At 49.2% G+C, this 13,492-nt stretch carries 11 protein-coding genes; 5 read left to right on the forward strand and 6 right to left on the reverse strand.

Annotation, left to right across the window (positions count from 1 at the left end):
* Positions 1-82: 82 nt before the first annotated feature.
* The 5 genes from GEV47_RS17195 (at position 83) to GEV47_RS17215 (ending at position 5,436) form a co-directional block, all read left to right on the forward strand.
* Positions 83-1,504, forward strand: coding sequence for a YfcC family protein (locus GEV47_RS17195; protein WP_153236031.1), 1,422 nt, complete (start codon positions 83-85; stop codon positions 1,502-1,504).
* 16 nt (positions 1,505-1,520) lie between these two features.
* Positions 1,521-2,378 (forward strand): N-formylglutamate amidohydrolase, encoded by an 858-nt coding sequence (locus tag GEV47_RS17200; protein WP_153236032.1) that lies wholly within the window; start codon positions 1,521-1,523, stop codon positions 2,376-2,378.
* A 17-nt stretch (positions 2,379-2,395) separates the two neighbouring features.
* Positions 2,396-3,160, forward strand: coding sequence for an IclR family transcriptional regulator (locus GEV47_RS17205; RefSeq protein ID WP_153236033.1), 765 nt, complete (start codon positions 2,396-2,398; stop codon positions 3,158-3,160).
* 98 nt (positions 3,161-3,258) lie between these two features.
* Positions 3,259-4,587 (forward strand): MASE1 domain-containing protein, encoded by a 1,329-nt coding sequence (locus GEV47_RS17210; RefSeq protein ID WP_153236034.1) that lies wholly within the window; start codon positions 3,259-3,261, stop codon positions 4,585-4,587.
* A gap of 15 nt (positions 4,588-4,602) precedes the next feature.
* The gene (locus GEV47_RS17215) at positions 4,603-5,436 is read left to right on the forward strand and encodes an alpha/beta hydrolase (protein ID WP_153236035.1); all 834 of its coding nucleotides are present in this window, start codon (positions 4,603-4,605) and stop codon (positions 5,434-5,436) included.
* 44 nt (positions 5,437-5,480) lie between these two features.
* On the opposite strand, the gene ntrC is transcribed toward GEV47_RS17215, so the two are convergent.
* From ntrC to GEV47_RS17245, 6 genes are all read right to left on the reverse strand, one after another.
* Complete coding sequence (ntrC, locus tag GEV47_RS17220) at positions 5,481-6,986, reverse strand: nitrogen regulation protein NR(I) (RefSeq protein ID WP_153236036.1); 1,506 nt, start codon at positions 6,984-6,986, stop codon at positions 5,481-5,483.
* Positions 6,987-7,146: 160 nt separating this feature from the next.
* Positions 7,147-8,241, reverse strand: a complete 1,095-nt coding sequence (gene glnL / locus GEV47_RS17225) for a nitrogen regulation protein NR(II) (RefSeq protein ID WP_194270695.1) — start codon at positions 8,239-8,241, stop codon at positions 7,147-7,149.
* 177 nt (positions 8,242-8,418) lie between these two features.
* A complete protein-coding gene (locus tag GEV47_RS17230) occupies positions 8,419-8,916 on the reverse strand; it encodes a DUF4124 domain-containing protein (RefSeq protein WP_153236171.1) in 498 nt (165 codons plus the stop codon).
* 238 nt (positions 8,917-9,154) lie between these two features.
* A complete protein-coding gene (glnA, locus tag GEV47_RS17235; protein ID WP_153236037.1) occupies positions 9,155-10,570 on the reverse strand; it encodes a type I glutamate--ammonia ligase in 1,416 nt (471 codons plus the stop codon).
* A gap of 366 nt (positions 10,571-10,936) precedes the next feature.
* Positions 10,937-11,203, reverse strand: a complete 267-nt coding sequence (locus GEV47_RS17240) for a hypothetical protein (protein WP_153236038.1) — start codon at positions 11,201-11,203, stop codon at positions 10,937-10,939.
* 130 nt (positions 11,204-11,333) lie between these two features.
* Positions 11,334-13,391 carry a S46 family peptidase gene (locus GEV47_RS17245; protein ID WP_153236039.1) on the reverse strand — a complete coding sequence of 686 codons (2,058 nt, stop codon included), beginning with the start codon at positions 13,389-13,391 and terminating at the stop codon, positions 11,334-11,336.
* Between the last annotated feature and the right edge of the window lie 101 nt (positions 13,392-13,492).

Here is a 13,492-nt window from a genome sequence, read left to right on the forward strand (position 1 = left end):
AGCCATCGTGCGGGCCAAAAATGCAACATTTTTCTGGCCTGCACGATGCTTTTTCACAGAGGCTAAACCGCATGGAGTTCCAATGGCAACATCCACCGCCGCCCCTTCCAACGATCAACCATCTCACGGCACAAGTCGCATGCTGCATCCGGTTGCGATGATGTTGCTCATTATCCTGATTGCTATCGGCTTAACCTATGTTTTAGATTCCGGTGAGTTCCAGCGACATGAAAAATTAGTCGTTCCCGGCACCTTTCATTTGATAGACAAAGATCGCGACCTCAGCGCTTTAGTTAATCCGAACCCTCCCAAAAGCACCGCTGAACATGCCTATCCTGCCAGCATTTTTTCTGCCGTTTCCAGCATCCCGGTTGGCCTGACAAAAAGTGCACAGCTAGTGTTTATGGTGATGTTCATCGGCGGCATGTTTGGCGTGCTGCGTAAAAGTGGCGCACTCGATGCGGGCATCGACCGGCTACTGAATTTAACTAAAGGCAATGTCTATATCCTGACACCTGTGCTGATGCTGGCGATTGCTTGCGGCAGTACTTTTCTAGGTTTGGTTTCTGAATATCTGGTGATCATTCCCATGATGCTGATACTGGCAAAACGCTTAAATCTGGGGCCATTATTTGCCACGGCGTTAGTCGCCATTGCCGCTAAAATCGGCTATCTGGCATCGGTCACCAACCCATTAGCGTTAGTGATTGCGCAACCGATAGTCGGTGTGCCATTGCTCAGCGGCGCAGGGCTGCGCCTGATCATTTTTGTCTTATATCTGGTCATCGGTATTGCCTACCTTTTGCTGTATGTCAAACGCACCGGCTACACACTGCCGACCGAACTGAATCGGGAAACCCGCTTATCCGCACAACACCTCATGGTATTGGCAATTGTCGCTATCAGCATTGTCATGCTGATCATTGGCACCAGCGTATGGCATTGGGGCGATACCCAATTAGGCGCATTCTATATTTTTGAAGGCATGCTGATCGCCTGCGTCGCACGCATGTCTATGCGCATTGCATGCGAGGCTTTTGTCGATGGCATGAAAGGCATGATGTTAGCTGCGCTGCTGATTGGCCTGGCGAAAGCAGTCGAAATCATTTTGCATGACAGTCTGGTGTTGGACACCGTGATTAATCATCTGGCAGGCATCGTTGAAGGCCGCAGCCGCATCTTTGCTGCTGAAGGTATGGTCTTTATACAAATGGTGCTCGACGTGCTGATCCCGTCCACTTCCGGCAAAGCAGCAATCAGCATGCCAATACTGGGACCGATTGGCCATCTGTCTGGCGTCAGCGGCCAGAGCGTGGTGCTGGCATTTTTGTTTGGCAATGGCCTCACGAACATGATTACCCCAACCTCCGGCATGTTGCTAGCTTATCTTGCCACTGGTCGTGTCAACTACACCGCCTGGCTGCGCTTCATCTTGCCGCTGTTTGCCATCTTGACTGTTTGCTCGATAGTCATCATGGCGATTGCGGTTGAGACTGGCTACTGAATATTTTAGGAAGTTTATGCAAACACCATACACACTGATAGTCCCACAACCGGATGTCGCCGAAATCCCGCTCATTTTCGATTCCCCTCACTCCAGTCGCCACTGCCCGGAAGATATGCAAGCGATTGCGCCGCAGGCCGCCATCGACAGCGGATGGGATGCTTACGTTGATCAATTGTGGAGCGGTGCGGTAAAACATGGCGCGACTTTATTAGCTGCGCAAAACCATCGCTCTTATATTGATCTGAACCGCAGTCGCCTTGATATTGACCCGGAATTACTCGATGATGCGTGGCCGGAAGCGATACAGGTATCAGAAAAAAGCAAGGCTGGCATGGGTTTAATCCGTCGCTATGCTCTACCCGGTGTGGCCATGTATGACCGCAAACTCAGTATCGCAGAAGTCCAGCATCGCTTGACCCAGTACTACGATCCGTATCATCAGCAGTTACAAGATCTGATCCATCATGCCCATGCGCGTTTTGGTCAGGTATGGCATATCGATTGTCACTCGATGAAATCCGTCGGCAATGCAATGAATATCGATAATGGCGCAGCACGACCGGATTTTGTATTAGGTGATCGCGATGGCAGCTCCGCCGATCCGTCCTTCGTTTTGTGGATTGCCGAACAATTGCGCGCGATGGGTTATATCGTCAACATCAATAACCCTTATCGCGGCGCAGAACTGGTTCGTGCCTATAGCAATCCGCAACAGGGCCGTTACAGCATACAAATCGAAATCAATCGCGCTTTATACATGGATGAAAAAACACTGGCCTATAATGCTGGTTTTCCTGTGCTGCAGCAAAATTTGACCACACTGTGCGGATTGTTGGCGCGCTATATAAGGGATAAACTGCAAGCAAATTAAACCTCTGTTCTCATCCCATGACCGATTACACCGTTGCAGCAGTAGACGAAGCGATATCACTACTTTTATTGGTTGCACAAGCGCCTGGATTGGGTGTGACGGAATTAGCCATCAAGTCCGGCAATACCAAAGCTCGCACGTTTCGTTTGTTGTATACCTTGGAGCAACGTGGGCTGCTACACCGCGATGGTATTGTGCCTACCTACCATTTAGGTCACAAAGCACTGTATCTCGGGGTCGCAGCACAAGAACAAGTTGGTTTGGTACGTATCGCACGCAGCCACTTGCGTGACATTGGCGGCGTGTGTAACGAAAATGTCCAGCTACGAGTGCGCGATGGTCTGGAGAGCGTCTGTGTCGCTCGCTGGGAATCGACCCATGCTGTGCGTGTCCATGGTGAGGTAGGTAACCGTCGGCCACTGTATGCTGGCGCCTCATCCAAAATATTATTGGCCTATGCACCAGCGGCCGTGCAAGAAGCGGTATTAAATCAGCCTCTGCAACACTTCACCAACCACACCATCACTGATTCCAGCCAATTGGCGCAGCAAATCAAAGAGATCAGCACCGTAGGTTACAGCACTTCATTCGGCGAAATGTCCACCGATGCAGTAGCCATCGCCGCGCCCATCCGCGATGCCAGTGGCAATGTCATTGCCGCATTGGGCATTTCCGGACCGGCTAGCCGGATCACAACAGAAAATCTGCAGACCTACATCACGCTGGTGGTACAACGCGCGCGCGATTTGTCGCTGGGAATGGGTTATAGCGGAACGCATTAATGCTAAAGTCGTCATTTATGACTAGATAAGTATTGTCAAATAGCATTAAATAGAGTCCCAGCTCAGAACAATTCCTTAAATTAATAGTCAAAGCCCCCATGAAAAGACCTTCCCTATTCCATTTATTGTTGTTCATTCTGATATACGGCGGTCTGGCTTTTCTCTGCACAGGGGTGCGAGACGTAAAAATGCTGGCAAGCGTATATTGGCCAGCTGGTGGCATTTTACTCGGCACCTTAATGATCAGCCCGATACCTCGCTGGGGTTATTGGCTGGTGCTGGCAGCGGCCTTACATTTTCTTTCCGGCTTGTTTTTTAGTGACCATGCAACGTTCGTGACCGTCATATTTGTACTGACGAATATCATTTCTATGGCTGTCATCGCCTACATTTGGCAACGACAAACAGCACGTCAAAATACCCTTACTCATCCTGTCAGTTTGCTTTGGTTTGTTGGTTTGGTGTTAGTCGTCAGCGTACTCGGCGGTGCCTTCGCCACCATTTTCCTCCAAGTTGTAGGCCATCATCATGTTCATCTTTCTCTCTGGCTAACCTGGGCCTTATCTAACGCGCTCGGCTGTTTAATCGGCGCACCGTTAGTATTAGCGTGGTCGGATTTTCGCATCAAACGCTCTGGCGGCCCGAGTTGGCAAGATCTTGGTTTGGGAGGCGCATTTTTCCTATTTGCCATCATCAGTACCACAGTCGTGTTTTATGGGCCGTTCAGCGTTGCATTATTCGGAACAACGCTGGATGAAGTGACCTACATACCGCTACTATTTGTCGTTTTAGTGGCGATGGTATGGGAACAACGTGGCGCAACGCTGGTTCTGGTCCCGTTCGCATTGATCGTAGGTAGTTGCTCATTATTTCAGATCGGCCCATTCTGGCTGACCCAAAGCTTCAATGGAGAGGCATTGCTAGATGCACAAGGTTACATTGCTGCAGCCGGATTACTAGCGTTGTTAATGGCTGCACTGAGCAGTAATCATCAACGCTCGCTGCAACAAGCTTCCGCATGGAAAACCCGTTTTGAGGCAGCGCTGTTATCAAGTCGCCATCTGATGTATGAATTAGATCCGCGCGATGAAAAAATCAGTTGGGGTGGTGATGTCCAAAACTTGCTGGGCATGCCGTCTGAAGAGCTGGAGTCGTTGCAGGATTTTCTTCAACATGTTCATCCAGAAGACCGTCAGATCGTCACAGAGCATGTCGGTCTGGCTGACTTGTCCGTCGAATTTGCTGAAGAAGATATCGTCACTCATCACGCTCGTTTCCGTTTTAAAGGCAAAGATGGGCACTATCAAACGATCGTCGCCAGCGGCGCACCTATCATTGATTTCGATGGCCAGATTTATAAGGTAGAAGGGCTGCTGTCCCGCGAAGAAACGCCTGCCTTTGTCCTCCCCCAACAGCCGAAAGGTTAAGGGAAAAAATAGAACATGGAAGTTACCACTAGCTCGGTCGGTATTCTGCTGGTCCACGGACTAGGCGGCACCCAATATGATTTAGGCATGATGGGGAAAATACTTAAGCGTGCGGGTATGGATACGCATACGCTCACCTTGCCAGGACACGCAGGACAGCCCGAAGATTTATTAGGCGTCACTGCTGAAGACTGGGTGGAAGAGGTGCGCGCAAAATATCGTGAGCTGTTACCACAGTACGACACTTTGCATGTGATGGGCATGTGCATGGGCGCACTGCTGGCAATCGAAGTGGTCAAGCAAGAGCGTCACACTAAAGGTCGCCTGATTGCATTAGCACCACCGTTATATCTGGATGGCTGGTCCACCCCTTGGTATCGCTTTCTGCGCTATTTTGTTTATCGCTTCATGCCAAATACGACCCGTACCATGAAAGTGGAAGAAGAAGAACCATTCGGCGTCAAAAATGAATTGGTACGCTCCATCATCAAAGCTAAATTTGCCCGCGGCGATAATTTTCATTATCAATGGATACCGCTGTATTGCGTACAGCAAGTTGATCGCTTACGTAAATGGGTAAAGGAAGGTCTCAACAATATTAGCTGCCCGACGTTGCTAGTCCATGCGCGCGAAGATGAACTGACCAGTTTGCGTTCCTCTGAGTTTTTGCTTAAAGAAATTGGTGCTCAACACGCCAAATTGGTGGTGCTGGAAAACAGTTATCACATGATTTGCGTCGACAATGACAGGGACCAGGTTGCCGCCTGCGTCCTGGAACATCTCGGCTGCGATCCCGCATTGGTCAGACCGCGTAAGCGTCGTTCGGACGTGGTGGAAAGTGAAGAGTAAGTCGGAAAGCGCGACGGCTTTCCGACCTGCTTTATTTTTGCTTATCACTCGTCCTTTGCGCCAGCAATCCCCAACTCAGCAATCTTGCGCGTAATCGTATTGCGCCCTATTCCTAAACGTACCGCCGCATCATTTTTACGACCATGCGTATGTTTCAGCGCAATCTTGATCAATGTCGATTCAAATTGCCGTCCCAAAGCATCCATGACATCGGCATCACCGCGTGCCAGCATCGTTGCCGCTTCGAACTCCAACAGTTGCAGCCAATTGCCATGATTTTCCGTTGGGGCTGATATCGCTTGTACAACGGGACCAGGTATAGTTGCAGAAAGTGTGTTCTCTGATGGCTGATCGCGATGATCTATTTCTGTCGTAAATGGCTCAGATGACTGCGTATTTTGCGTCAACAAATCTTGCGGCAAATCCTTGATTTCTACAGTCTGTCCGGGCGCCATCACTGTGATCCAGTTACACAGATTTTCCAGCTGACGCACATTACCGGGCAATTCCAGGCTGCTCATGAAATGCATGGCATTATCTGACATCCGCTTACTTTCGCCACCAAGTTGCTTGGCACTTTGGCTGAGGAAATAACGCGTCAGAATCGGAATATCTTCACGTCGTTCACGCAAGCTAGGCAGACGCAGGCGTATCACATTGAGGCGATGATACAAGTCTTCGCGGAACAAGCCTTCGCGCACGCGGGTTTCCAGATTTTGATGGGTTGCCGCGATGACCCTTACATTGGCTTTAAGTGATTGATGGCCGCCGACACGATAAAAATGGCCGTCGGATAACACGCGCAATAATCGTGTTTGCAAATCAAATGGCATGTCGCCAATTTCATCCAAAAACAGTGTGCCACCTTCAGCCTGTTCAAAGCGACCACGGCGCGATGCTTGAGCGCCAGTGAAGGCACCACGCTCATGGCCAAACAATTCCGACTCCAGTAAATCTTTGGGAATTGCAGCTGTATTCAACGCGATAAACGGTTGCGATGCGCGTGGACTATGTTTGTGCAAAGCGCGCGCAACCAGTTCTTTCCCGGTACCGGACTCACCAGTAATGAGCACGGTTACATTCGATTGCGATAGCCGTCCAATGGCGCGAAACACATCTTGCATGGCTGGTGCTTGCCCCAAAATTTCCGGCGTTTGCGTAGCATCTTGCTCGACATTTATTTCGCGCAGGCTTTCAGTCAATGCACGACGGATTAACTCTACGGCTTTATCCAAGTCAAAAGGTTTCGCCAGATATTCAAATGCACCACCTTGGAACGCTGCAACAGCCGAATCCAGATCAGAAAAAGCGGTGATGATAATCACTGGCACGCCTGGATGTTTGGCTTTAATAGTCTGCAATAATTCCAGACCCGATGCGCCCGGCATGCGAATATCGGATACCAATACTTGTGGTGTGCTGACTTGCAAAGCTTCCATTGCATCGCGTGCATTAGAAAAGCTTTTAGTGACCAGATTCTCGCGTGCCAAGGCTTTTTCCAACACCCAGCGGATTGATTCATCGTCGTCCACGATCCAGATTGGTTTCATATTTTCCCTGCAAATTTCATGCTTTTAAGTCCTTCTCCCGCAAGCCGGAGAAGGGTTGGGATGGAGGTTCATGCGATCCGCAGTTTTGGTAAAACCGCGGTCAGCAACGCCCCTCACCCTAGCCCTCTCCCGTCTGCGAGAGAGGGGACTAAACAAATATTTACGGCAACGGTATCAACACCCGAAAATCGGTACAACCCGGTTGGCTTTCGCATTCGATCACACCCATATGCTGCTGCACAAACGTCTGCGCCAAAGTCAGCCCCAAACCGCTGCCACCTTCACGCCCCGATACCAGGGGATAAAAGATTCTCTCCTGAATATCGACAGGGATGCCCGGTCCATTGTCAATGATATGCAAGTCTAGTGCCAGCCGGTAGCGCACCTTGCTGAGCGTGACTTGGCGCAGCACTCTGGTTTGAAAAATGAGCTCTGCATCGCCAGCTTGTATCCGCTCAGATAAGGCTTGCGCTGCGTTGTGCGCGATGTTGAGCACAGCTTGTATCAGTTGTTCTTTATCGCCCCGAAATTGCGGGATCGACAAATCGTAATCACGCTTGATGGTCAACCCAACCGGGAACTCTGCCACGATCAAACTGCGCACACGCTCGCACACTTCATGAATATTCACATCACCAACAATGTGCGCCAGACGGTGCGGCGCCAGCAAGCGATCCACCAAGGTTTGCAGTCGATCAGCCTCTTTGATAATCACTTGCGTATATTCGCGTAATTCTTTGAGATGCCGCTCCGGCAATTCCAACTCCAGCAATTGTGCCGCGCCACGGATACCACCCAATGGGTTTTTGATTTCATGCGCAAGATTGCGTATCAACTCTTTATTGACCTGACTCTGATCCATCAAGCGTTCTTCACGCTCCAGCTTCAACTGCTGCACATTTTCACGCAGCTCTATCAACACCGGCGTTGCGGCATGATCGAGTGCGGTAGTGATGCTATCGACCCACAGGGATTCGCGTCCGAAGCGCTCAAGTATCAAATCCTGACGCACATCATCAAACTGGTGCGCCAATGCTTGTTGGAATAATGCGGCTAATAATTCCCCGTTCGAAAACAATTCCTCCAGCTTTTGGCCGATCAGAATTTTGCAGGAGCTCTCCAGTAAATTCTCTGCCGCCGGATTGACATAGACGATACGTCCTTGCGGATCTAACAACAGCACCGCCGAGGCTAATAATTCAAGGCCATCTGTTGCCATTAATGTTGAGGACAAGCCGGCGGGTTTTGTAGGCATGGAATCTTTGAGAGGAATTAAGCCCGTATCCACAGGCTGGGGAAGATACGAATATAGCGCAGCTTCTAGTGTAGCCAAAAAACAAAGGCCGCATCAGCGGCCTTTTATACTAAGCAAGGTTGATACCATGCTTGAACATTATTTACTTACGATTTTGCGGAAATGCTATTTCCATTTCTATTTCGCTAACTCGCGATTCAAAGCATCAATATCTTGCTGCGTGCGATTGATGTCATCTTTCATGGTTGCCACGCGTTCTTGATATTTAGCGTAATTATGTTCGTTGCCTTGACGCTCAGGCGCGCCGTTGTTGTACACACTTTGCAAATCTGCCATTTTTTTCTGTTTTGCAGCTAATTCATCCTGCAAAATCTGACGACGGTCATCATCACGTTTCTTTTGCGTCCCGCCATCAACTTTAGGGAAGTCACTCGGTGTCGCCGGCGTGGCCGATGCTGCTCTGCGCGCGGTATTATCGCCAGAAGATGGTGCTTTATCATGCGTGATTGTCAGTGCCGGCAAATCCGCTTTTTTACAGCCTTTGGTGTCGCCGGTGTTTTTGTATTCTTTAACGCCGTTACTCTCGCACACATAAACTGTACTTTGAGCATGCGCCGCACTATTAACCAAAAAACATGCATTTAATGCGATTAAAATCGGGAGCAAACGCTTCATAAGCTCTTTCATAGACTCTCTTCTTATTCATAGGGGTAAATCAAAACAGCAGTTTATGCCAAATCCTATGGCATTGACAAACCCATACTGCAAAAATGATAGTTTCTTTGTGGAAATTTAATATTGCTATCAACAGACGCCTAAATAACCATAAAAAAAGGGCAGAAAAACAATTTTCTGCCCTTTCAAATAGATGATTTTCACTTACGAAAAAATCATCATGTAGTCGCTTTTCTGCTTATACCGAATAGTACATATCAAATTCGATAGGATGCGGAACCATGCGCATACGTTGTACTTCTTGTTGCTTCAATTCCAGATAAGCATCAATCATGCTGTCGCTGAAAACGCCGCCGCGTGTCAAGAATTCGCGATCTTTGTTCAATGCATCCAACGCTTCTTCCAGCGATGAACACACAGTTGGGATCAACTTGTCTTCTTCTGGTGGCAAGTGGTACAGATCTTTCGATGCTGCTTCGCCCGGATGAATCTTGTTTTGTACGCCGTCCAGACCTGCCATCAACAACGCAGCGAAACACAGGTACGGATTTGCCAGTGGATCTGGGAAACGCGTTTCGATACGACGACCTTTTGGATTCGGCACGTGCGGAATACGGATAGATGCCGAACGGTTACGTGCTGAATACGCCAGTTTAACTGGTGCTTCATAGCCTGGAACCAGACGCTTGTACGAGTTAGTACCTGGGTTGGTAATCGCGTTCAATGCTTTAGCGTGCTTGATGATACCGCCGATGTAGTACAGAGCGAAATCAGACAAGCCTGCATAGCCGTCGCCAGCGAACAAGTTTTTACCGTCTTTCCATACTGATTGATGCACGTGCATACCCGAACCGTTATCGCCGAAAATTGGCTTAGGCATGAAAGTAGCTGTCTTGCCGTATGTGTGCGCAACGTTCCAGATCACATACTTCATGTTTTGCGTCCAGTCAGCACGCTCAACCAACGTCGAGAATTTCGTGCCGATTTCATTTTGACCGGCGCCAGCAACTTCATGATGATGCACTTCAACTGGAATGCCTAGCGATTCCAGGATCAAGCACATTTCCGAACGCATGTCCTGGAAGCTATCCACTGGTGGTACTGGGAAATAGCCGCCTTTGACGCGTGGACGATGCCCAGAATTGCCGCCTTCAATCTTGGCAGCGCTGCTCCAAGGACCTTCTTGTGAACCGATCTTGACGAAGCAGCCGGCCATATCTTCGCCCCAGCGTACATCGTCGAAAATAAAGAATTCTGGCTCTGGACCGAAGTAAGCAGTATCGCCCAAACCGGATGCTTTCAGATACGCTTCAGCGCGTTTAGCGATAGAACGTGGGTCACGGTCGTAACCTTTACCGTCTGATGGCTCGATTACATCACATTGCATGAACAATGTGGTTTCTTCCATGAACGGATCGATATTGGCAGTGTTTGGATCTGGCATCAAGATCATGTCCGACGCTTCAATACCCTTCCAACCAGCGATAGAAGAACCATCAAAAGCATGACCGGATTCAAATTTATCGATATCGAAATGCGAAACAGGGACAGTCACGTGCTGTTCTTTACCCTTGGTATCGGCAAAACGAAAATCGACAAACTTCACTTCATTGTCTTTCACCATCTTCAAAACTTCTACGGCCGTCATTGCCATGTGGATCTCCTAAGTGTTCAAAAAATTGCAGATAAGTATACTGCCCAATACCGCATTAAAAATCTGTACCGAAAAATCATACTGCTTATGCTCAACCTTGGATGATAGCAGAATCCATGCCACCATCCGCCAGCAGCATCTCAAGCCTGAGCTGAGCCTGTTTTCGCAATGATTTCCCGCATTATTAACTGAACGGAGAGCGGAACCGATCAATATCAATGCCAACTCGACCCTATTTCAATCGCCATTTATGCACCGATAAAGTGCATAAAAAAATAAAGCATCATTTAGGTGCATTTCCTAAAATGATGCTTTGCTCGTTTTTGGTGCATTAATGAAAAATGCAATATTAACAATAATTTTCTATCAAGCTTCCAGGCCTTTATTCAGCAAATCAGCAACCAACTGGTTGAGGTCTAATTCGCGCTCTTTCGCCAATGTTTGTAGCTGCTGCACCAAGGCGCCGTTGAGTTTGACTGCAAACGGCACCAGCCCTGCAGCCTGATCAAGCCTGCGCTGCTCACGTTTATCGATTACTGGTACGGCACTGTTGCCAAAATTGGCGCCGCCAGGGGCGGGCATTTTACCCATCAGCTTCTTGGCGTCGCTCTTTGCCATTCCGGTCTTTTTCATTATTGCTATCCTGGTTGGTATTCATTTGTTGTGGTCGTGCAGTATACGCTGGACTACCAAGTAGTGACAGTTTCCCCTTCATTAGCTTTACCCCCTTCTCCCGCAGACTGGAGAAGGGGCATCAACAAATTTACTGCCCCAGCATCTCTTTCTTCAACTCGCTGCCGCCATATACCTTGTCCAGCGTTTCCAGAATCGCACCGCTATCAACCGCAACCGCACGGTTCAAGACTGGGTCGTACCAGAATGCACCGCCTAACGAATGGATATTGCCATCGAAAATCAAACCGACGATTTCGCCATTGCGATTGATCATCGGGCTACCGGAATTGCCGCCGATGATGTCGTTAGTGCTGACCAAATCGTAGTGCTGCTCTACATTGAGTTTGTTTCTGGCGGCATGCCACGACGCTGGTAAAGCAAACGGATCGGCACCGGTATCGCGTGCAAATGCACCACCGATGGTGGTGAACGGTGGAATCTGACGATCGCCTTCCTTCCACCCTTTCACTTCACCGTATGACATACGCAACGTGAAAGTAGCATCGGGATAGGCGCTGGTGCCTTGCTGGCTGAAGCGTGCTTGCGCGATCAATTCAGAATTTTTTTGCTGTACCGATTCGACTTCTTTTTCATAACGTGTACGAATCGCACGCGCCGCCGGATCAATCGCTAATTCCAATTTGATAAACGGATCATTCGATTTCAAGATCGCCTCTTTACCGCCCTGCCACAATGCCTTGCGCACTGCCGGATCGCCTAACGTGGTGTGATCGACTAACGCTGCACTTAATTGATCCGGCGATTGCTTGCCAAGCACCTGCTTGACGAAGGCATCATCCGTGCCCAACATTTCACGCATCTTGGTGAGAGAAAGTCCCAGTGTCACTTTTTCAAACTCAGGATAAACCGGCGCAGTAGAAAACAAATCTTGCTCCACTTCGGGTAGTTTGGCGTCGGCATATTCCGGCAAACGTTCACCGTTCGGCTTGGCGCGCTCTTCTGCTCCACGTACTAAAGTTCGTGCGTAACTGGCATATTTGCTATTGAAACCGCGACCCCATTCAATCATGCCGAATGGCGCTTCAATTTGACGATACGTTTGCTGTGCCGCAGCAATCGCATCCCAGGCACCGCCGACCTTGGCTTGCAATGCCGGATTTTGTGCAACGTAATGGCGCAAAGCGGTTTCATCATCCTGTTTTTGCTTCATCAGCGCAGGATCCAGCAAGGCAGTAAGTTGTCCCCTGCGTACCTTGAAACCATTTTCCACTCCGAACAACATATGTTCCGCGGTACGCGCTGCCTCCGGGCTAGTCTTGCTGTACTGCTCCAGTACGCCGCGCAATTCGGACAAACTAATGACCGAATTGACCAGCGTAACATCGCGCAAAGTCGTCAATTGCGCGACTGTCAACTGGCGTTGGGTAGAACCAGGTTGACCGGTCACGAACACCATTTCACCTGCTGCCGCGCCGTTTTTACTAAATGGGAAATAGCTTTCGATCTTAGCTGGCTTGCCACCTTCGTAGGCGCGCAACACGGCAATGTCGAGGTCATAGCGTGGGAAGTTGAAGTTATCCGGATCGCCGCCGAAGAATGCCGCCGCTTTTTCCGGTGCCCATACCAGACGGGTATCCTGGAAACGGTGGTATTTATAAACTTCGTATTGGCCGCCGTGATACAAATCGACGACGTCGCAACGCACGGTTTCTTTGTCGTTGCCAACACAGGCCGACGACAGTTTAGCCTTGATCGCATTCTGTGCTTTTTTGAAAGCCTCACCGTCGAGACCAGTAGTCGCACTCTTTACCTGTGCGGTGACATCGGTGATTTGCTCCAACCGATTCAACTCAATCTCCGGGCAGCTCAACTCTTCTTCACGCCGCTTGGCCAGAAAGCCGTCTTTAATCAAATTCTTCTTAGCGGTCGATAATTGTTCCAGACATTCAGAAGCACAATGATGATTGGTCATGACCAATCCGTCTTTCGATACAAACGATGCCGAGCAACCACCGGCAATACGCACCGATCCCAGCATGGCGCGCTTAATCCAGGCTTCGCTTGGCGTAAAGCCGTATTCGGCTTGCATTTTCGCCTTCGGCAAATTATCTAATGTCCACATTCCTTCAGCTGCCATACTCATGGCTGGTACCAACAGCGCTACCAACAAAACACGCATTCGCATTACAACTCCCAAATGAATTTTTAGGAGTAGAACATTAGCACATTGCTATACGCGCTAAAATAATTAATTGACGATTTTCAAGACCCTTTTGGAGGCAATGC

Origin of the sequence: Glaciimonas soli (genome assembly GCF_009497155.1) — a bacterium.
Lineage (GTDB): Bacteria > Pseudomonadota > Gammaproteobacteria > Burkholderiales > Burkholderiaceae_D > Glaciimonas > Glaciimonas soli.